This is a genomic window from Methylobacterium sp. 17Sr1-1 (genome assembly GCF_003173775.1).
GTDB lineage: Bacteria > Pseudomonadota > Alphaproteobacteria > Rhizobiales > Beijerinckiaceae > Methylobacterium.
This window is the reverse complement of record NZ_CP029552.1, coordinates 192,414-212,530: the sequence shown is the minus strand read 5'-3', so window position 1 is coordinate 212,530 and position 20,117 is coordinate 192,414. Positions and strand designations below refer to the sequence as shown.

The following is a 20,117-nucleotide window of genomic DNA, read 5'->3' as shown; positions in this document are numbered from 1 at the left end:
CCTCCGGAAAAACCCCCTCACCCTCGCCCTTCGGGCTTCCTGAGCCCCTCGGAGCTCAGGCCTCTCTCCGCGAGAAGTCGGGCTTGCCCGACTTCGTCCGTTGCTTGCAGAGCCCGGGCAGGCCCGGGATCTGTCGGGGAGAGGAGAAACTTCGCGCCTAATGGATCGACGTCTGGCCTTCGCCCGCCACCAGCCGCTCCGCCGCGAAAAAATCCTCCGGCGTGTTGAGGTTCAGGAACGGGTCCACCGGCTCCGACTCCCACGCCGCTTCCGCCGCGTTGTGCCGGGCGATCCACATGCCCACCCGCCGCAGGCCCCGCTCCACCAGGGCCGCCCGCAGGTCGTGGCGCAGGGCCACCGCCCACACCCCGTTGACGAAGTGCAGCTGCCCGCCCGAGGCCGCCACCGCCATCTCGACGCCGTCGCGGGCCCGCGCCGCGTGCAGGCGGTCGACGAAATCGTGCGGCAGGAACGGCGTGTCGCCGGCGACGCTCGCGACGTAACCGACATCCGGGTGATGCGCGGCGCAGAAATCGAGGGCGGCGAGCACGCCCGCCAGCGGCCCCGGCGCGTCGGGGAGCGAATCCGGCACCACGAAGCCCGTGAAGGCGCGAAACCGCGCCGGGTCGCCGTTGGCGTTGAGGATCAGGCCGGCGGAGCATTGCGGGCGCAAGCGTTCGGCCACGCGCTCGAGCAGGGTCCGGTCGCCGAGCCGGAGCAGCGGCTTGTCGCCGCCGCCCATCCGGCGGGACAGCCCGCCGGCGAGGATCACCCCGAGGGTCGGGGGCGTGCTCACTCGATCACGATCCGGGGCGCCGGGCGCGGGCCGGCGCCGCCGCTGATGTTGGCCCAGAGGCCGGCGGCGATCGCCCGGTAGGCGGCGGCCTGCGGCCCGTCGGGATCGACCGCCACCACGGGACGGCCGGAATCGGAGGATTCGCGGATCGTCATGTTGAGCGGTACCTCGCCGAGGAACGGCACGCCGAGGGTCTCGGCCTCCTGGCGGGCGCCGCCATGGCCGAAGATGTGCGAGGTGCCGCCGCAATGCGGGCAGACGAAGGTCGCCATGTTCTCGACCACGCCGAGGATCGGCACCTCGACCCGGCGGAACATCGTCACGGCGCGCCGCGCGTCGATCAGCGCGAGGTCCTGCGGCGTCGAGACGATCACCGCGCCGGCGAGCGGCGTTCCCTGCGCCAGCGTCAGCTGCGCGTCGCCGGTGCCGGGGGGCATGTCGACGACGAGCACGTCGAGCTCGCCCCAGGCGACCTCGCGCAGGAGCTGGGTCAGGGCCGATTGCACCATCGGGCCGCGCCAGATCATCGCCGTGTCGGCGGAGATCAGGAAGCCGATCGACATCACCGCGAGGCCGTAGCCGTTGAGCGGCACGATGCGCTGGCCCTGCGGCGTGTTGATCGTCTCCGGCTTGCGGTCGAGGCCGAAGAGTTTCGGGACCGAGGGGCCGTAGATGTCGGCGTCGAGCAGGCCGACCTTGAGGCCTTGCGCCCGGAGCGCCAGGGCGAGGTTGCAGGCGGTGGTCGACTTGCCGACGCCGCCCTTGCCCGAGGCCACCGCCACGATGTGGCGCACCCCCGGCAGGGCCGGGCCGGGCCGGGGACCGCCCTGAGCGCCGCCTTGGGGCCCGGGCGCGGCGGGACGCGGCGCGGACCCCGCGCCGGGTCCGCGCTCGCCGGTGAGGCTCGCCAGCGCCGCCTTGACGCCGGGCACCTTCAGCACCGCGATCTCGGCCGCCTGCCGCACCGCCTCGAAGGCCTTCGCCTCCGGCGGCGCGATGCCGATCGAGAACACCACCCGGCCGGAAGGATCGATGACGATCTCGGACAGGCGGCCGGAGGCCGGCAGGCTGGTCCCCGCCGCATCGACCGTCACGCCCGCGAGCGCCTTCAGCACGTCGTCCCGGGTGATCGCCACGTCGTCTCGCTCCTGTCCGCCACTCGTTCGCTTCCGGTCATGTAACCCCTGCGCCGGGAAACGCCAGCGCGGCGGGGACGGCCATCGGTCGGGGGGCAGCGCGGGATGCAGACCTCCTCGCCCGCATGCTCTCAGCCGCCCGGCAGGAAGGCCCGCGCGCCGCTCAGCCCATCCCGCACCTCCTCGACAGGCGCATCGTAGAGCCGGCCGAGGGCGTCGGCGTCCAGTACCTGCGCCACCGGCCCCTCGGCCAGGACCACGCCGCCGCGCAGGAGGAGCGCCCGGTCGGCGGAGCGGGCCGCCTGGTTGGGGTCGTGGGTGGTGAAGAGGAGCCCGAGCCCGTCGGCGCGCAGGCGCAGGATCTCGGCCATCACCCGGCCCTGGTTGCCGAAATCGAGGCTCGCGGTCGGCTCGTCGAGAACCACGATGCGCGGCTCCTGGGCGAGGGCCCGGGCGACCAGCACCAATTGGCGCTCCCCGCCCGAGAGCCGCGTCACCGGCCGCTCGGCGAGGTGGGCGATGCCCATCCGGGCGAGTGCGCTCTCCGCCGCCGCGTGGTCGGCGCGCGAGGGGGCGGAGAGCAGGCCGGTGCGGCTGGTGCGCCCCATCAGCACCACGGCGCGGGCCGTGAACGCGAAGGCGCTGGCGCCGGCCTGCGGCACGTAGGCCATCGCCCGTGCGCGCTCCCGGGCCGTCAGGTCGCCGAGCGGCCGGCCCTCGACCCGGATCGTGCCGCGTAAGGGCGGCAGCAGCCCGAGCAGGGTCTTCAGGAGCGTGGTCTTGCCGCCGCCGTTCGGTCCGAGCAGCGCCAGGGCCTCGCCGGGGGCGACCCGCAGCGAGAGGCCGCGCCCGATCTCCCGGCCGGGATAGCCGAAGGCGAGGGCGTCGGCTTGAAGCAGGGTCACGACCAGTCGCGCTCCGCCCGGGCGAGCAGCCACAGGAAGATCGGCGTGCCGACGAAGGCGGTGAGGATGCCGAGCGGCACCTCGACCGGGGCGAGCGTCCGCGCCAGCGTGTCGATGGTGAGCAGCGTGCCGGCGCCCAGCAGCGCCGCCGTCGGGATCAGCCGACCGAAGCCGGGGCCGACGAGGAAGCGGGCGAGGTGGGGCACCACCAGCCCGATCCAGCCGACGATGCCGGCCGTGGCGACGCTCGCCGCGGTGACGAGAGTCGCGGCCGCCACCACCGCGACGCGCAGCGCCCCAGTGGCGAGGCCGAGCGAGCGCGCCTCCTCGTCCGGCAGGGACAGGACGTCGAGGCGCCAGCGCAAGGCGAGCAGGAGCCCGGTGCCGAGGACCACCGGTCCGGCGAGCGGCAGGAGGTCGGAGGGGTGCGCGCCCGACAGGCTGCCCAGCAGCCAGAAGGTCATCGCGGGCAACTGGTTGTAGGGGTCGGCGAGATACTTGATCAGCCCGACGCCGGCCCCGAGCAGCGAGCCGATGACGATGCCGGCGAGCACCAGCACCAGGATCGGATCGCGCCCCGACAGGGCGGCGCCGAGCGCGTAGACGCAGGCCACCGCCGCGAGCCCGCCCGCGAAGGCGAGGCCCTCGATCGCCAGCACCCCGAGGGAGAGCCAGATGCCGAGGACGGCACCAAGAGCCGCCCCGGACGAGGCGCCGAGGATGTCGGGCGAGACCAGGGGATTGCGAAACAGGCCCTGGAAGGCGGTGCCGGCGACCGACAGGGCGGCGCCGATCAGGATCGCGGCGGCGATGCGGGGGCCGCGGATCTGCAGGACCACCGCCTCGACCGCCGGCGCCACGTCCGGCGCGTGGCCGGCGAGGCGGCCGACGAGGACCCGGGCGACGTCGAGGAGCGAGACCGGGTAGCGACCGACCCCGAAGGCGAGGGCGGCGGCGAGCACCAGGGCGAGGAGCGCGAGCCAGGGCCCGCCGAGTCGCGCGGCCCGAGCGCCCAACAGGGCGACAACCTGCGCGGTGCCGCTCATGGAGTTCCCGCCAGCAGGCGGTCGAGAGCCGGGTCGTCCGGCACCACGTGGTAGAGCTGCCCCGAGAGATCGCGGGCGACCGCCCGGATGTCCTCCGGGAATTGCGCCGGGTAGAGGATTTTCCCCAGCCACCACAGGCCCAGCAGCCGGTTGACCGAGGGCGGGAAATCGACCCAGCCGAAGGGAAGCGACGGGCTGACATGCAGGCGATTCGTTCGCAGAGCCGGCGTCGCCTGCCAGAGGGGATCCTGCCGCGCCGCCGCCGCGAAGGCGGGATCGAGGGCGACGATCACCTCGGGCGCCCAGGCCACCACGTCCTCGGGCGAGACCTGGGCCAGGCTGCCGCCGGGGCCCGCGACGTTGACGGCGCCCATGAGCGCCAGCGCCTCGACGTTGATCGAGCCCGCCCGGGCGGTCTCGAGGCCGCGGGGCCCGCGGGCGAGGTAGACCCGGGGGCGCTCGCCCTCCGGCACCGCGGCGACGCGCGCGCGCATCGTCGCGAGCGTCCGCTCGGCCAGGATCGCCAGAGGTTCGGCGTCGCGCCCGATCAGGCGGCCGAGGCTGCGATAGGTGGCGGGCGCCGATTCGAGCCGCCCGTCGAGGAGCGCGTAGGGGATGCCGGTCTGGCTCTGCACCCGGTCGGCGAGCGACCGGTAGGTCTCGGCGGTCGAGCCGACGTCGAGGATCAGGCCGGGCTTTACGGCCAGCACCGCTTCGAGGTTGGCGGTGTTGCCGCGCCCGGTGAGCCGGCCGACCTCGGGCAGGTCGGCGGCCTGCGGCAGGAGATAGGGCTTCTCCGCCGGGCGGATCGCCCGCGGCCAGCCGAGCAGCAGGTCCGGCGCCAGGGTGTAGAGCAGGATCGCCGCCGGGGGACCGGCGGGAAACACCCGGGCGACGGGGGTGCGGAGCGCGTCGAGGGCCCGGCCGGCATCGTCCCGCAGGGGATCGGCCGCGCGCGCAGGGCCCGCCAGCGCGAGGGCTGTCGATCCGATCAGGAGAGAACGCCGGTCAAGCATCGCAGAAGCGCTCGAGGCCCGTTCGCCTGAAACCGTGGATGTCATTCCACCCGCAACCTTACCCTGAAAGCTGGTTCGAGTGGGCGGACTGGTTTGCAACCCTCCACGTCATCCCGGGGCCGCGGAAGCGGAACCCGGGATGACGTGGAGAGATGTCGATTTCCGGGCCGGATCCATCGACACGACCGATCGAACGGATTCTCAATCCGTCGCGATCATCACGTCGCTGGACTTGATCACCGCCTTCACGGTCTTGCCGGGGGCCAGCCCCAGCTCGTCGGCGGATTCGTTGGTGATCGCCGCGGTGACGACCTGCCCGCCGGCGAGCTCGACCCGGACATGGGCGGTGGTGGCGCCCTTCTTCACCTCGACGACCTTGCCGTCGAGCTGGTTGCGCGCGCTGATCTTCATCGGGGGTCTCTCCGTCCCGCCATCGCGGCCCGTCCGCGCCGTCTTGGCCGTTCAGACCGGCGCGTCCGCGCCGTCCTGGCCGCACAGATAGGCGCGTCGCCCCGTCCCGGCGAGCCGGCTGCGGGCGATTTCACGGCCGAGTTTCGCGCGCCGGGACCCGAAACCAAAGCCGGCATCGTCCGTTGACGTGCAGCTTCGAGCGGGCCTGCCCGCTCGTCACGCCGTTACGGGAGATCGAGATGCACCAGGGCAGCCACCGCGACCACGAGGGCGCTAAGAAGCTCTTCGCGATGATCAAGGACGTGAAGATCGCGATGATGACCACGGCCGATTCCGACGGCCAGCTTCGCAGCCGTCCGATGTGGAACCAGGACGCGGACGAGGCCGGCGACCTGTGGTTCTTCGTCAAGCACGACGCGCCGGTGGCGGGCGAGATCAGCCGCGACAACCAGGTCAACCTGTCGTATTCCGATCCGTCGAGCCAGAACTACGTCTCGGTCTCGGGCAAGGCCGAGATCGTCCGCGACAAGGCGCAGATCGACGCCAAGTGGAGCGAGAGCCTGAAGACCTGGTTCCCGGGCGGCAAGGACGACCCGTCGATCGCGCTGATCCGCGTCCATCCCGAGAAGGGAGAGTACTGGGACAGCCCGAACTCGACGATGCTGCACCTCTACGGCTACGTGAAGGCGGCGGTGACCGGCGAGTCGCCGAAGACCGAGAAGAAGGCGGTCGACCTCGGCGCGCGCTGACGGTTGCGCCCAGGACAGGGCCGGCGGTCGAGCTTGATGCTTGACTCGGCGGCCTGAACCGTGCCGGCTGCGCACCCTCCGTTGCCCCGCCCGAGGGGCGACGGTTCGGCCGCCCGCAGGAGGCGGTCCTGACGCAGGCAGGCACGGGCGATGCTCGATCTCGCGACCAGGGTCTACAACCACACCTGGAAGATCGACCCGATCATCCGCTCCGTGCTCGACACGGATTTCTACAAGCTCCTGATGGCCCAGACGATCTTCCGGCGTCACCGGAACGTCTCGGTCACCTTCGGCATCCAGAACCGCACCAGCCGGGTGCGGCTCGCCGACCTGATCGACCCCGGCGAGCTGCGCGAGCAGCTCGACCATTGCCGGTCGCTGCGCCTCACCCGGGGCGAATCGACCTGGCTGCGCGGCAACACCTTCTACGGCCGCCGGCAGATGTTCTCGCCGGATTTCATGGACTGGCTCGAGAACTTCCGCTTCCCCGACTACCTGCTGGAGAAGCAGGACGGGCAGTACGTGCTCACCTTCCACGGCCCGTGGATCGAGACCACGATGTGGGAGGTGCCGGCGCTGGCCATCCTCAACGAGCTGCGCTCGCGCGGCGTGCTGAAGGGCATGGGCAAGTTCGAGCTCCAGGTGCTCTACGCCCGCGCGATGACGCGGATCTGGGAGAAGATCGAGCGGCTCAAGACCATGCCCGGCCTCTCGATCGCCGATTTCGGCACGCGGCGCCGCCACGGCTTCCTGTGGCAGGACTGGTGCGTCGAGGCGATGATCGAGGGATTGGGCAACAGCTTCCTCGGCACCTCGAACTGCCTGATCGCGTTGCGCCACGACATCGAGGCGGTGGGCACCAACGCGCACGAATTGCCGATGGTCTACGCGGCGCTGGCCGAGACCGAGGAGGATCTCGCCCGTGCGCCCTACCTGGTGCTCGCCGACTGGCAGCGGGACTATGCCGGCAATCTCCTGGTGATCCTGCCCGACACCTACGGCACCACCGGCTTCCTCGAGCGCGGCCCCGCCTGGATGGCCGACTGGACCGGCATCCGCATCGATTCGAAGGACCCGATCGAGGGCGGCGAGGAGGCGATCCGCTGGTGGACCCGGCACGGGCGCAACCCGCGGGAGAAGCTGGCGATCTTCTCCGACGGGCTCGACGTCGACGTGATCGAGCGGATCCACCGCCACTTCCACGGCCGCCTGCGCATCGGCTACGGCTGGGGCACGCTGCTCACCAACGATTTCCGCGGGCTGGCGCCGGACGGCCGCCTCGATCCGATCTCGATCGTCTGCAAGGTGATCTCGGCCAACGGCCACGCCACCGTGAAGCTCTCCGACAACCCCACCAAGGCGCTGGGGCCGGAGGAGGAGGTCGAGCGCTACAAGCGGGTGTTCGGGGTGGGCACCCAGCAGGCGGTGCCGGTCCTGGTTTAGCGCGTTGTCCGCCGAAGCGGAGACCGGCTCGCCGCAGGAAACGCGGCAACATCAAAGATCCGGCGTCGCGTCCGGTGGCGGTACGAGGGGGCTAGTACCCCAGAGTATCACCTCGTCGCGCGAGTTATTCCATCCACCTGACGTAGGGATGGAATGGGAGAAATGGGCGCGACACGCCGGATTATTGTCGATTCTTCATGGATCCCGTGCTTCCGTCACGAGCGGAAACGGGATCGGACACGTGGCGGAGCTCGGCGCACGCCTGCGTGGGCGCGTGGGGCCTCCGCCCTGGCGGCCCGGACGGGCTGGGACGATTTCGTGGTGCTCCAGTCCGGCGTGCGCCACCCGGAGGAGGCGGAGGTCCCCGCCCGCCGCATCCTCCACGCCCTCAGCGCGCCCTATCGCCTCGGGCCCGAGACGGTCAGCGTCGGCCTGAGCCTGGGGTTCGCGTGCGCGCCGTCGCGCACGGCCGGTCTCGAGGACTTGGTCCGGCGGGCCGATGCGGCCTCCTACGCGATCAAGCGGCAGGGCGGCGGGGTCGCCGCGAGCGGCCCGCTACTGCAGCTTCGCCCGGTAGGTTTCGCCCGCCTTCGCCTTCAGCTCCGCCCCCGCCTCGCGCCCGATCGTCAGGGCGTCCGCGGCGAGGCCGCTGCGGTGGGTGGCCCAGTGGGCGCTGCCGTCGGGCAGGAACAGCAGCCCGTCGAGGGTGAGCCGGTCGCCGTCGATCTGGGCGAGCGCCGCGATCGGGGTGCGGCAGGAGCCGTCGAGTTCTTCCAGGAGCGCCCGCTCGGCCCCGACCGCGATGGTGGTGCGGGGGCAGGCGACGGCCTGGAGGCGCGCGATCACATCGGTGTCGCCGGCCCGGCACTCGATGCCGAGGGCGCCCTGCGCCACCGCCGGCAGCATCTCGCTCACCGGCAGGATCTCCTGCGCCCGGTCAGCGAGGCCGAGGCGCTCGAGCCCCGCGATGGCGAGCAGGGTGGCGTCGCAGGCGCCCTCCTGCAGCCGCTTCATCCGGGTGTTGGCGTTGCCGCGCAACGGCACGATCGTGAGGTCGGGCCGGCGCATGAGCACCTGGGCGCCACGGCGCAGGGACGAGGTGCCGACCCGGCTGCCCGGCGCGAGATCGGCCAGCCGCTGCGCGTGCGGCGACAGGAAGGCGTCGCGGGGATCGTCCCGCTCCAGGATGCAGGCGATGACGAGGCCGTCCGGCAGCCAGGTCTCGACGTCCTTCATCGAGTGGACGGCGATGTCGACCTCGTCGGCGAGGAGCGCCTGTTCCAGCTCCTTGGTGAACAGGCCCTTGCCGCCGATCTCGGAGAGCGGCCGGTCGAGCACCTTGTCGGCCACCGTGGTGACGACGACGAGCTCCATCGCGCCGGGCTCGGCGAGGTCGGGATGCGCGGCCGCGATGCGATCGCGCACCATCCCGGTCTGGGCGAGCGCCATCGGGCTGCCGCGGGTGCCGATGCGCAGGGGACGTCGGGCCATGGTCGGGTGCCGTGAGATCGAGGAACCTTGACGTCGCGAGTAGCGGGTCGGGCGCCCCGTGTCACGCGGCAGTGACACTCTCGTGGATCGTCACTCCCGCGGCACCTGCTCGTCGGCGGGCCGGCCGCCCTGGGGCGTGCCGGCGGCGGGCTTCGTCTCGCCCGCGGGGCCGGCGCCGGCGGGACGGCGGCTCGCCCCGAGGCTGTCGTTGGCAAGCCCTTCGCCGGGCTTCGGATCCGGCGTGCGGTCGTCGGTCATGGCTGTCTCCGGTCTCGGTCCAGAGGGCAACGACCGGCGATTGCCCGGGTTTCAGAAGCCCTGGACCGCCAGCACGGTGTGCTCGACCTGCGGCGGGGCGGCGAAATGCTCCGAGACCAGGGCGCGCCAGGCCGGGAAGTCGGCCGATTCGCGAAAATCGACGGTGTGGTTCTCCAGGGTCTCCCACTGCACCATCAGCCGGTAGCGGGTCGGGATCTCGACCGAGCGCTGCAGCTCCATGCCGCGGCAGCCTCTGGCGCGGCGAAACAGCTCCGCGGCCTGACCGACGCCGGCCTCGAAGGCGCTCTCGTGCCCGGCCTTCACCTCGATCTGCGCGATCTCCAGAACCATGCGACTCTCCTCGTGCGATGCAGCAACCCATGCGGGAAGCCGCCGGGCTTGTCCACGCGGCAGCAGGGCGGCGGGAACAGCGGTGGATGGCCTCCGGTGCCCCGTTGCCAAGCCGGAACAGGACGCGCACAAACCGTGGATGACCTGTGCACAGGGGCAACCAGTCCCGACCGGCGCCGTTTCCCTGCCGGAACGTGACAGCGGAGTTCGGTCCTCATGGCGACGCTGAAGGAATTCGAGGAAGCCCTGCGCGAGAACGGCATGCAGATGGCGCTGGCGATTCTCGAGCGCCTGCGCGAGCGCGACCGCGCCAACAGGGTGGTCAAGCCCGGACGGCGCATCGTCGGCAAGAAGATGACGCCGGAACTCGCCCGCGAGATCCTCGAGCTGCACGGCTCGACGGAGATGACCCAGCAGGAGATCGCCTTCAAGCTCGGCGTCAACCAGGGCCGGGTGAACGAGGTGATCAAGCGCGGCAAGTGGCTCTCGGGCGACCAGACCGCCCCGGAGGCCGTGGCCCGCGACAAGGGCAAGGCGCGCATCCAGGGCGTCGAGCCGAAGCGGCCGCGCAAGGCGGCCGCCAAGACCGGTGCCCGGAGCACGGCGAAGGCCGGTGTGAAGACCGGTGCGGCCAAGGCCGGCAAGCCGCAGAAGAGCCCGGCGGCGGCCCAGCTCGCCTTCGGCGATCTCTGACGCCGGCCGGGCAGGCCCAAAGCCGCATTGGGCTTAACGCCCGCGATCCTCTAACAGTCGAGGCGCCGAGCCGCCCCGACCGACGGGCGGCCGGTCACGACACCGGCCAACCCGGGAGGATTACGCCATGTCCAACGCGATGTACGATTCTGCCAACCTGCAGAAGCTCTCCGCCCTGAAGGGCCTCACTCCCGAGGCGATGAGCGCCTTCGAAGCCCTCGACAAGGCGGCGCTCGCGGACGGCGCGATCCCGCGCAAGTACAAGGAATTGATGGCGCTCGCCGTCGCCCTCACCACGCAATGCCCGTACTGCCTCGAGGTGCACCGCGAGGCGGCGAAGAAGGCCGGCGCGACCGAGCAGGAACTCGCCGAGACCGTCTTCGTGGCGGTGGCCCTGCGGGCCGGCGCGGCGCTCACCCACGGCACGCACATCCTGCCCTGACATGACAGAAGCGCCCCGGCCTCGCGGCCGGGGCGCTCCCCTGAACAGGTTGGAAGATCGCTACGCTTACGCGGCCTTCTGGACGCTGCCCTCGATCGATTGCGGGCGGGAGCCCGAGGCGATCTGGATCTGGCGCGGCTTCTTGGCCTCCGGGATCTCGCGGACGAGATCGACGTGGAGCAGGCCGTTCTCCAGCACCGCACCGGTCACCTGGACGTGGTCGGCGAGCTGGAAGCGCCGCTCGAAGCCGCGGGCCGCGATGCCCTGGTGCAGGAACTCGGCCTGCTTGGCCTCGGCCTTGCGCTCGCCCTTCACGGTGAGGGCGTTCTCGCGGGTCTCGATCGACAGGTCCTGATCGGTGAAGCCGGCCACCGCGAGGGTGATCCGGTAGGCGTTCTCGGCCGTGCGCTCGATGTTGTAGGGCGGGTAGGTCGGCGCCGCGTCCGAGGTCACGAACTGGTCGAGAGCGGAAAACAGGCGGTCGAAGCCGACGGTCGAGCGGTACAGGGGGGCGAGATCGAACTGACGCATGACATATTCTCCGTCTGAAGCAATATGTAGTCTTGTGGGACCGCCGCTGGGGCCGGCCCCGGTCTTGCGCGCCGCCGTATCGGCCGGCGCCCCTCGCATATTGGAGTGGTCTCTGGACTGGTCAAGACCGCCGCCGGAGGGGGATCGCGAATTTTTTTGAAGGGCCCGGACGGACGCGGATCCCGCCCCACTTAATTAGGGTGTGCCGTGCCAGGATGCGGCGGATGCCAGCCTCGGAGGCCCTCTCGTGACCGTGCCGCTGCTCGCCACGCCCGACAATCCGATCCCGCTGGGGGCCACGCTCCTGACGGTGAAGACCGCCGACGGGCTCTCCCTGCGCGTCGCCACCTGGGCGCCGACCGCGCGGGCCGTGCATGGCACGGTCTGCGTGGTGCAGGGCCGGGCCGAGTTCATCGAGAAGTACTTCGAGACCGTGACCGAACTGCGCGGCCGCGGCTTCCACGTCGTCGCCTTCGACTGGCGCGGGCAGGGCGGCTCGGACCGCACGGTCGAGGACCCGCACAAGGGCCACGTCGACGATTTCTCGGAGTACAAGCTCGACCTCGCGGCGGTGGAGACGCAGGTGATGGAGGCGCGGATGCCGCGGCCCTTCTTCGGCCTCGCCCACTCGATGGGCGGCGCCATCTGCCTCACCGCGGCGCGGGAGGGCTGGCTGCCGTTCAGCCGCCTCGTCGTGCTCGCCCCGATGGTGGCGATCTGCATGATCCGCCGGCCCAAGGCCGCGATGCGGCTCGCCGCTGTCCTGCGGGCGCTCGGCTTCGGCCGCCGCTACGTGCCGGGGGGCTCGGCGGTCTCGATCGCCACCAAGCCGTTCCCGAACAACCGGCTCACCGCCGATCCGGTCCGCTACGCCCGCAACGCGGCGGCGGCGCTCGCGGTGAAGGCCGGCGCCATCGGCGATCCCACCATCGGCTGGCTCGCCGCCGCCTTCCGGGCGATGCGCCGCTTCGAGGATCCGCGCTATCCCCTCGGCATCCGCGTGCCGGTGCTGGTGGTGGCCGCCGGCGCCGATCCGGTCTGCAGCACTCCGGCGGTGGAGCGCTTCGCGGCTCGGCTGGCGGCCGGCCACACCATCACGCTGCGGGGCGCCCGCCACGAGATCCTGATGGAGCGGGACGCGATCCGCGAGCAGTTCTGGGCGGCGTTCGACGCCTTCGTGCCGGGAACGACGGCGCCGGTGGCCGAAGGGGCAAAGGACGGGGCAAGGGAAGTGGCGTGAGGCTCACCCGCGCCAGCGCAGGGCGTCGATCAGGGCGCGCAGGGCCGGGGTGACTTGGCGAGCCGGGTGGTAGAGGTGGTAGCCGGGAAACGGCAGGCACCAGGCGTCGAGCACCTGGACGAGGCGGCCCGCCGCGACGTCCTCGGCGACGTCCTGCTCCAGCATGTAGCCGAGCCCGACGCCGGCCCGCAGGGCCGCCCCCGCCAGGACGCCGTCATTGACGACGAGCCGGCCGCTCGTGCGCACCCGCATCTCGCGGCCGCCCCGAGCGAATTCCCAAGGCAACAGGCCGCCGCCGGCTAGGCGGTAGTTGATGCAGTCGTGGCCCTCGAGGTCGGCCGGGCTCTCGGGAGGAGGCCGCCGGGCGAAGTAGCCGGGCGTGCCCACCACCACCGTGCGCAGGTCCGGCCCGACGCGCACCGCCAGCATGTCGCGCTCGACCGCCTCGCCGAAGCGGATGCCGGCATCGAAGCCCGCCGCGACGATGTCGGTCAGCCGGTCGTCGGTCACCACCTCGACCGAGACCGCCGGATGGTCGAGGAGGAAGCGCGGCAGCGCCGGATCGAGCACGCTGCGGGCCGCCGCCAGGAAGGTCGTCAGCCGCACGGTCCCCGAAGGGGCGCCGCGCCACTCGGCGAGGCCGGCGATCCCGCGGGCGACCTCAGCGAGCGCCGGATCGAGGGAGCGCAGCAGTCGCTCGCCCGCCGGCGTCGGGGCGACGCTGCGGGTGGTGCGGGCCAGCAGCCGCACGCCGAGCCGCGCCTCCAGCCCCCGCATCGCGTGGCTGAGCGCCGAGGGCGACAGGCCGAGCTCGGCCGCCGCGCGGGTGAAGCTGCGCGCCCGGGCCACCGCCGCGAAGGCCGCGAGATCGTCGAGCGTGCCGCGCCGCATTCCTGAGCCCCGTTCACAAGCGCTTGCGGCCGATCCGGGCTAATCGCCCGTGATCCCTCACGCTATCCCGTGTCCCATCATCGAGGACATGCAGCAATGGACCTGTCGGATTATCGCACGCTCGGCCGCTCGGGCCTGGGCGTCAGCCCGCTCGCGCTCGGCACCATGACCTTCGGCACCGCCCGCTGGGGCCTCGACGAGGCGGGCGCCCGGGCGGTGTTCGACGCCTATGTCGACGAGGGCGGCAACTTCGTCGACACCGCCGACCTCTATGCCGGCGGCGAGAGCGAGGCGATGCTCGGCCGCTTCATCGCCGAGCGCTCCCTGCGCGACCGGATCGTGCTCGCGACCAAGGCCGGCTTCGCAGCCGGCGCCGGGCCGCATGCCGGCGGCAGCGGCGCCAAGCACCTCCACGCCGCCCTCGACGGCTCCCTGCGCCGCCTGCGGACCGACGTGATCGACCTCTACTGGCTGCATGTCTGGGACGGCGTCACCCCGGCCGAGGAGATCCTGGAGACGATGGCCGGCCTCGTGCGGGCCGGCAAGGTCCGCTACTGGGGCCTCTCGAATGCGCCGGCCTGGCTCGCCGCCAAGATCGCGACGCTCGCGCAAGTGCGCGGCCTGCCGGGGCCGATCGCGCTGCAATACTTCTACTCGCTGGTGAGCCGCGAGGTGGAGGACGAGCACATCCCGCTTGCCCGCGAGTTCGGGATGGCGATGGTCCCGTGGTCGCCGCTGGCCTACGGGCTCCTGACGGGCAAGTACGACCGCGACGCCGTCGAGGCGGCGGCCCCGCGCGGGGGCGGCCTGCCGGACGCCCCCGCCGCCGTCGGCGCGGCGCGCCCGGAGGGCGACCGGCGGCTCGACGGTGCCAACCCGTTCGGCGACAGCCTGTTCACGCCGCGCAACTGGGACATCGTCGCGGCTTTGCGCCGGGTGGCCGAGGCGCTCGGGGCTCCGCCGGCCCGTGTCGCCCTCGCCTGGGTGATGGGGCGGTCGGGCGTCGCCTCGACCCTGATGGGGGTGAGCCGCCCGGACCAGGTCACCGACAATGTCGCCGCCCTCAATCTCGTGCTCCCGCCCGAGCACCGCGCCGCCCTCGACGCGGCGAGCGCCCCGGCCGAGCCGCGGATGCTCTACGCCCTCTCCCGCCCGCCCTTGCGGAGCCGGGTGGTGTTCGGGGGCGCCGCGATGCGCAGCATGGTGGACGCGGAGTAATACCAACGGTCGTTGAAAACGACCTCTGGTTCCGTTCTCGAATTTTCGCCAAGCCTTTGGCCTGGTGTCGAAAATGCGAGATGGATCAACGGCCTCGTCGATCCCGGGCCTGCCCGAGATCGACGTTGATGCGTCAGCATCTTAGGCCGGTGGTATAGGGTCCTGCCCGTTCAAAAGCGCCAAAGCCGCCGCGTGCAGCCGCTTGTCCCCCGCCGCCACGATTCGCCCGCCCTTGGCGGCGGAATTCCCCTCCCAGGTCGTGACGACGCCGCCGGCGCCCTCGATCACCGGGATCATCGCCACGATGTCGTAGGGCTTGAGCGAGGCCTCGACCACGAGGTCGATGTGACCGGCGGCGAGCATCGCGTAGGCGTAGCAATCGGCGCCGTAGCGGGCGAGGCGGGTGGCTTTCTCCACCCGCTCGTAGGCCTGCCGGTCGGAGGTGCCGTCGCCGAACAGGCGCGGATCGGTGGTGTGCAGGATCGCCTCGGACAGGTCCGCTTTCCGGCGGGTGCGCAGGCGGCGGCTGCCGTGCGGGCCCTGGTAATGGGCGGCCTCGCCGTCGCCGAAGAAGCGCTCGCCGGTGAAGGGCTGGTTCATCAGGCCGTAGCAGGGCACGCCGCCGCGGGTCAGCCCGATCAGGGTGCCCCAGATCGGCAGGCCGGCGATGAAGCCGCGGGTGCCGTCGATCGGATCGAGCACCCAGACGTATTCGGCATCCGGATTCTCGGTGCCGAATTCCTCGCCCAGGATGCCGTGGTCGGGGAAGCTGCGCTTGATGAGCTGGCGCATCACCGCCTCGCCGGCCCGGTCGGCCTCGGTGACGGGGTCGAAGGCGGCGTGGCCCTTGGCCTTGTCCTCGGTGGCGAAGGCGGCGCGGAAGAAGGGCAGGATGGCCTGGCCCGATTGGGTGGCGAGCTCGTCCACGAACCGCGCGAAATCCACCACGCTCATGCTGTCCCCGATTCCCGCTCGCCCGGGCCTGCGGCCCGCTTCCTCGGATCGAAAGGGCGGCGCAGGCCCGGCGTCAAGCCCCGGGGCATCGCCCCGGGCCATCGCGTCAGGCTTCTTCGTGCACGGGCTCAGGCTTGGGCTTGGGCTCCAGGGCGGGGGAGGCGGCAGGGGAGGGGGCCGGGACGGCGCGCAACGCCTCCAGGCAGGCCTCGACGCCCTCGCGCAAGGAGACCGCGTAGTGGTCGGCGCCGAGCGATTCCCGGGCGCCGGGATCGCTCAGCACCGCGTCGTCCGCCGGCCACAGGCCCACCAGCACCTGCGCCTCCGGCGCCCGGCGCCGCACCCGCTGGATCAGGTAGCGCAGATGGGCCGGCTTGCCGCTGATCTCGAGGTAGGAGATGCACACCATCCGCGCGGCAGCCGCATCGAGCGAGGCGATCTCGGCCCGCGACACCGCCTCGAACGGCACCACCCGGGTGCCGAAGCCGTGCTTGTCGAGGAGCTGGGCCAGCATCATCGAGGCGGCCTCGTCGAGCGGCCCGCGGCCGGCGACGCAGAGCACCGCGCCCTCGCGCCGCCATTCCTCCGGCAGCTGGTCCGGGGCGGGGGCGTCCGTCACCGCGGGGGAGGCCTCGCAGGGCATCTCCTCGTCCTGGCGGCCCGACAGGAGGCGACCGGCGAGCGTCGGCTTCGTCTCCGGCGCCGCGTCGTCCCGGTCGGAGAGATCCTCGATCAGCTGCGCGATGCCGACGCGGATGCGCTCGAGCTGGTTCTCGGTCAGCACGCCGCGGCGGGCGTCGGTGGCGGCGAGCTGGAGGCCTTTCAGCGCCACCTCGTCGTAGTACGAGGACAGCGAGCACTGGGCGAGGATGACCTCGGCCAGCTCCTGCGCCTCGTCCGGGTCGTCGGCCAGCATGCGCTGGTAAAAATTCTCGACCGGGGTCAGGGCCGGGCGGTCGCCGAACAGCACGTCGAGGAATTCGAGCTTGTCGACGTGGCGGCCGAGCACGACGAGGCAGACGGTGAGCGGCGTCGAGAGCAGGAGCCCGACCGGCCCCCACAGCCAGGTCCAGAACAGGGCCGAGACCAGGACCGCGAAGGGCGACAGCCCGGTCGAGTGGCCGTAGACCAGGGGCTCGATGAACTGGCCGACGAGCGGCTCGAGCACCAGGAACAGGGCGGCGGTCGCCAGCACCATGTTCCAGCCCGGATCGACGGCCGCCGCCAGCACCAGCGGCAGCAGGGCCGACAGGAAGGCGCCGATATACGGCACGAAGCGCATCAGCGCGGTGAAGATGCCCCACAGGATCGGGTTCGGCACGCCGATCAGCCACAGCCCGGTGCCGATGGCGAGGCCGAATCCTGCATTGAGCGCGAGCTGGACCAGGAAGAACCGGCTCAGGCGCCGCGCCGCGTCGTCCATCGCCACGGTGGTGCGGTGCAGGTCGCTGGAGCCGACGAGGCGGATCATCCGGTCGCGCAGATCCTCGCGCTGGACCAGGATGAAGATCAGCACCACGAAGACGATGCCGAGGGTGGCGAGCGGCGAGACGACCGGGGCCAGAAGCTTCTCGGCGAGCTCGACCGGGCTCGGCTCGCGGTCGCGCACCTCGACCAGGACCGGCTTGTCGGGGTTCTGCACCGCGGGCGGCGGGGCGCGCTTGCCCTCGGGCTTCTCCTTCTGTTCTTTCGTCTGGTCCTGCGGCTTCTGCTCCGGGGCCCCGGCCTGCTGGATCTGGTGGTTGATGCTGCGGAGATACCCGGCCATGCTCCCGAGGGGGCCCGCCTTCAGGTTCTCGGCCTTCTGGGCGATGGTGCGCTGGTAGCGCGGCAGGCCGGTCGAGAGGTCGGCGACCTGCATGCCGATGAGGCCGCCCAAGCCCGCCACCACGGCGAGCAGCAGCAGCACCGCGACGCCGACGGAGAGGATCCGCCCGAGCCGGAGCTTGCGCAGCAGCGCCACCAGCGGCCCGATCACGAAGCTGAGCAGCACCGCGATGGCGATCGGGATCAGGATCTCGCGCCCGAAATACAGGGCCGCCACGATCACCGCCGCGATGACCAGCGGCGCCGCGAGGCCGTCGCCGGGGGTCTCGGCGGCCTGGACCCGGGCGGGCTTCATCGGAAAGCTCCGCCGGGAATCGTCTCGCCCATCGGCCATGCGACGCTTCACTCCCACACGCGCGGCGCTCGCCGTCTCGCCACGCTTCCACGGGGAGGAACGGGGCGGGCGGCGAAACGATCCGCCGCTACCCTTGCGCCATCCTCGCGAAAATGTGTGCGGGCCTAGGGCAACGTTCGATCGCAACGCGATCGGATGATGCTCTAGGTCATTGATTTTGACGCATTTTCTGGGCCGAACCGGTGGCCGCTTCGTCGGAAACCGCTCTACTCGATCCGCACCATCACGCTGTCGCTCGCGCCCGTGGCGTCGAGCACCGAGATGCGCACGAAGCCGGCGCCGTCGGGCTGCCACTCGGCCTGGCGCCGGTCCGATTCGGTCACCGGCAGCCCGCCGACGAGCCAGGTCAGCGGCAGGGTGCCGCCGTGCGCCTTGAGGGCGAGGCCGGCGGGCGCGCCCTCCAGCGCGCCGAGATCGATCCGCGCCCCGTCCGGCGGGTAGGCGATGCGCAGGCGGTCGGTCGGTCCCGTCTCCCGGCGTAAAGAGCGTAAGGGAGGCGGCAGGGTGGAGGTCGACGCCACCAGGGCGTCGCGGGGGCGCGGCACCGGCTCGGGTTCGCCGCCGAGGCGCGCGACCGCGTCGAACAGGAGCGGCGCGGCGGCGACCCGCCCGACGAGGCCCGGCACCCCGGCCCCGTCCGGCCGCCCGAGCCACACCGCGACCGTGTATCGCCGGTCGAACCCGGCCGCCCAGGCGTCGCGGTAGCCGTAGGACGTGCCGGTCTTGTAGGCGAGGCGGTTCGGGAGCGCGCTCTCGGGCGGTGGCGTACCCCGCAGGACATCGGCGACGTACCAGGCCGCCACCGGCTCGGCGATGCGCGGCGGCACCGCCTCCGTGGCCGGGGCGTCGAGGCGGCGCCTCAGCACAGGCACCTCGCCGCCGCGGGCGAGCCCGGCATAGAGCCGCGCGAGGTCAGACAGCGTGATGCCGAGCCCCCCGAGCGCGACCGGCAGGCCGGGCGCGGCGTCCCGCGGCAGGGCGATACCGGCGCCGGCGGAGCGCAGGCGGGCGATGAAGCGGGCCGGTCCCACCGCCTCCATCAGTTCCACTGCCGGCACGTTCAGCGAGAGCTGGAGCGCACGCCGCGCCGTCACCGTGCCCTGGAAGGTGAGATCGAAATTCTCCGGCGCGTAGGAGGCGCCGAACCGGGACGGGCGGTCCTCGATCAGGGTCTCGGGATGCGCGAGCCCCGCTTCGAACGCCATGGCGTAGACGAAGGGCTTGAGCGCCGAGCCCGGCGAGCGCACCGCCCCCGTCATGTCGATGGCGCCTGCGCGCGCGGCATCGAGGTAGCCGGCGCTGCCGACCTGCGCCCGCACCTCGCCGGTGGCGTTGTCGATGACGAGAACCGCTGCCGACAGGCCCGGGCCGAACGCCGCCGCGCGCTCGGCCACGAGCGGTTCGAGCCGTCCCTGCAGCCGCGCGTCGATCGTGAGCCGATGCACGGCCCGGCCCGGCTCCTGGGCCAGGGCCGCCTCGGCGGCGTGCGGCGCCAGCATCGGGAAGGGTTTTCGGGAATGCGGCACCGGCTCGGCCTTGGCAGCGGCCGCGTCCGCCGCCGGCACCACGCCGCGGGCGGCCGCGATGTCGAGCACCCGGTCGCGGGCCCGGCGGGCGGCGTCCGGGAAGCGGTCGGGCCGCCGCCCCTCCGGCGCCTGGGGCAGGGCGACCAGCAGGGCGGCCTCGGCCAGCGTCAGCCGCGCCGGCTCGCGCCCGAAATAGGCGAGGCTCGCCGCCCGCAAGCCCTCGACCGGCCCGCCATAGGGCGCGAGGGCGAGGTAGAGCCGCAGGACTCCGTCCTTGCCGAGGCGCCGTTCCAGCGCGATCGCCCGGGCGATCTGGCGCAGCTTGGCCTTCAGCGAGCGCTCGCCCCGCGGCTCGACGAGGCGGGCCACCTGCATCGACAGGGTCGAGGCCCCCGACACGATCCGCCCGGCCGCGAGCCACTGCCCGGCGGCGCGCAGGAGCGCCGCCGGGTCGACGCCCGGATGGGCGCGGAAGCGCCGGTCCTCGTAGGCGGTCAGCATGGCGAAGAAGCGCGGATCGACGGCATCCGGTTCGAGCGGCAGCCGCCAGCGCCCGTCGGCGGTCGCGAAGGGGCGCAGCAGCGTGCCGGTGCGGTCGAGGACGATGGGGGAGCGGGCCTGCGCCGCGGCGAGGTCGAGGGGCGGGAGACGGGCGAGGGTTGACCCGAGCCAGGCGGAGACGGCGAGACCGGTGAGCCCCAGGGCGGCCCCGAGGCGCCGGATCTTCCGTGTCGTGCGCGCTTCCATTCCCCATCGTCCCGTGCCGTCGATGCCGGGGCGATCCTGACGCATTTCGTGCGCGGCGGCGACGGGGCGCGATCGATCACGCCGCCGAGGT

Annotated in this window: 20 protein-coding genes; 6 read left to right on the top strand and 14 right to left on the bottom strand. The window is 72.4% G+C overall.

The window, feature by feature from the left end:
• Positions 1-157 precede the first annotated feature (157 nt).
• The 6 genes from mobA to DK412_RS00940 all read right to left on the bottom strand — a co-directional run bounded on the left by mobA (position 158) and on the right by DK412_RS00940 (position 5,310).
• A complete protein-coding gene (mobA, locus tag DK412_RS00965; protein ID WP_109970405.1) occupies positions 158-796 on the bottom strand; it encodes a molybdenum cofactor guanylyltransferase MobA in 639 nt (212 codons plus the stop codon).
• Entirely contained in the window at positions 793-1,932 is a 1,140-nt protein-coding gene (locus DK412_RS00960) for an Mrp/NBP35 family ATP-binding protein (protein WP_109970404.1), read from the bottom strand. Before DK412_RS00960 ends, mobA begins: the two co-directional genes overlap by 4 nt.
• Positions 1,933-2,063: 131 nt before the next feature.
• Complete coding sequence (locus DK412_RS00955; RefSeq protein ID WP_109970403.1) at positions 2,064-2,837, bottom strand: ABC transporter ATP-binding protein; 774 nt, start codon at positions 2,835-2,837, stop codon at positions 2,064-2,066.
• Entirely contained in the window at positions 2,834-3,883 is a 1,050-nt protein-coding gene (locus DK412_RS00950) for an iron ABC transporter permease (protein WP_109970402.1), read from the bottom strand. The genes DK412_RS00955 and DK412_RS00950 overlap by 4 nt, the downstream gene beginning before the upstream one ends.
• A complete protein-coding gene (locus DK412_RS00945) occupies positions 3,880-4,899 on the bottom strand; it encodes an iron ABC transporter substrate-binding protein (RefSeq protein WP_109970401.1) in 1,020 nt (339 codons plus the stop codon). The genes DK412_RS00950 and DK412_RS00945 overlap by 4 nt, the downstream gene beginning before the upstream one ends.
• 201 nt (positions 4,900-5,100) lie before the next feature.
• Positions 5,101-5,310, bottom strand: coding sequence for a TOBE domain-containing protein (locus tag DK412_RS00940; protein ID WP_048427261.1), 210 nt, complete (start codon positions 5,308-5,310; stop codon positions 5,101-5,103).
• A 239-nt stretch (positions 5,311-5,549) separates the two neighbouring features.
• Between DK412_RS00940 and DK412_RS00935 the strand changes: the two genes are divergently transcribed.
• Positions 5,550-6,059 carry a pyridoxamine 5'-phosphate oxidase family protein gene (locus DK412_RS00935; protein WP_093568972.1) on the top strand — a complete coding sequence of 170 codons (510 nt, stop codon included), beginning with the start codon at positions 5,550-5,552 and terminating at the stop codon, positions 6,057-6,059.
• Between the two features lie 150 nt (positions 6,060-6,209).
• Positions 6,210-7,502 carry a nicotinate phosphoribosyltransferase gene (gene pncB / locus DK412_RS00930; protein WP_109970400.1) on the top strand — a complete coding sequence of 431 codons (1,293 nt, stop codon included), beginning with the start codon at positions 6,210-6,212 and terminating at the stop codon, positions 7,500-7,502.
• A 555-nt stretch (positions 7,503-8,057) separates the two neighbouring features.
• Here pncB and hemC read toward each other — a convergent pair.
• From hemC to DK412_RS00915, 3 genes are all read right to left on the bottom strand, one after another.
• A complete protein-coding gene (hemC, locus tag DK412_RS00920) occupies positions 8,058-8,993 on the bottom strand; it encodes a hydroxymethylbilane synthase (protein WP_109970399.1) in 936 nt (311 codons plus the stop codon).
• Between the two features lie 90 nt (positions 8,994-9,083).
• Positions 9,084-9,251 carry a hypothetical protein gene (locus DK412_RS30500; protein WP_204165471.1) on the bottom strand — a complete coding sequence of 56 codons (168 nt, stop codon included), beginning with the start codon at positions 9,249-9,251 and terminating at the stop codon, positions 9,084-9,086.
• Between the two features lie 51 nt (positions 9,252-9,302).
• Positions 9,303-9,602: an antibiotic biosynthesis monooxygenase family protein gene (locus DK412_RS00915; RefSeq protein ID WP_109970398.1), complete on the bottom strand. Its 300-nt coding sequence runs from the start codon at positions 9,600-9,602 to the stop codon at positions 9,303-9,305.
• A 216-nt stretch (positions 9,603-9,818) separates the two neighbouring features.
• Between DK412_RS00915 and DK412_RS00910 the strand changes: the two genes are divergently transcribed.
• A complete protein-coding gene (locus tag DK412_RS00910; protein ID WP_109970397.1) occupies positions 9,819-10,295 on the top strand; it encodes an RNA polymerase subunit sigma-70 in 477 nt (158 codons plus the stop codon).
• Between the two features lie 139 nt (positions 10,296-10,434).
• The gene (locus tag DK412_RS00905) at positions 10,435-10,737 is read left to right on the top strand and encodes a carboxymuconolactone decarboxylase family protein (RefSeq protein ID WP_109974984.1); all 303 of its coding nucleotides are present in this window, start codon (positions 10,435-10,437) and stop codon (positions 10,735-10,737) included.
• A 66-nt stretch (positions 10,738-10,803) separates the two neighbouring features.
• Here the strand turns inward: DK412_RS00905 and DK412_RS00900 are convergent, their stop codons facing one another.
• Positions 10,804-11,268, bottom strand: a complete 465-nt coding sequence (locus DK412_RS00900; RefSeq protein ID WP_099899369.1) for an Hsp20 family protein — start codon at positions 11,266-11,268, stop codon at positions 10,804-10,806.
• Positions 11,269-11,515: 247 nt separating this feature from the next.
• Between DK412_RS00900 and DK412_RS00895 the strand changes: the two genes are divergently transcribed.
• The gene (locus DK412_RS00895) at positions 11,516-12,508 is read left to right on the top strand and encodes an alpha/beta hydrolase (protein WP_109970396.1); all 993 of its coding nucleotides are present in this window, start codon (positions 11,516-11,518) and stop codon (positions 12,506-12,508) included.
• A 3-nt stretch (positions 12,509-12,511) separates the two neighbouring features.
• On the opposite strand, the gene DK412_RS00890 is transcribed toward DK412_RS00895, so the two are convergent.
• Complete coding sequence (locus tag DK412_RS00890; protein ID WP_109970395.1) at positions 12,512-13,399, bottom strand: LysR family transcriptional regulator; 888 nt, start codon at positions 13,397-13,399, stop codon at positions 12,512-12,514.
• A 96-nt stretch (positions 13,400-13,495) separates the two neighbouring features.
• Between DK412_RS00890 and DK412_RS00885 the strand changes: the two genes are divergently transcribed.
• Positions 13,496-14,617 carry an aldo/keto reductase gene (locus DK412_RS00885; protein WP_109970394.1) on the top strand — a complete coding sequence of 374 codons (1,122 nt, stop codon included), beginning with the start codon at positions 13,496-13,498 and terminating at the stop codon, positions 14,615-14,617.
• 141 nt (positions 14,618-14,758) lie between these two features.
• Here the strand turns inward: DK412_RS00885 and hisN are convergent, their stop codons facing one another.
• The 3 genes from hisN to pbpC form a co-directional block, all read right to left on the bottom strand.
• Positions 14,759-15,571, bottom strand: a complete 813-nt coding sequence (hisN, locus tag DK412_RS00880; protein WP_109970393.1) for a histidinol-phosphatase — start codon at positions 15,569-15,571, stop codon at positions 14,759-14,761.
• Positions 15,572-15,677: 106 nt separating this feature from the next.
• Positions 15,678-17,693 carry an AI-2E family transporter gene (locus DK412_RS00875; RefSeq protein WP_245447372.1) on the bottom strand — a complete coding sequence of 672 codons (2,016 nt, stop codon included), beginning with the start codon at positions 17,691-17,693 and terminating at the stop codon, positions 15,678-15,680.
• A 266-nt stretch (positions 17,694-17,959) separates the two neighbouring features.
• Positions 17,960-20,026, bottom strand: coding sequence for a penicillin-binding protein 1C (pbpC, locus tag DK412_RS00870; protein WP_109970391.1), 2,067 nt, complete (start codon positions 20,024-20,026; stop codon positions 17,960-17,962).
• Positions 20,027-20,117: the final 91 nt, after the last annotated feature.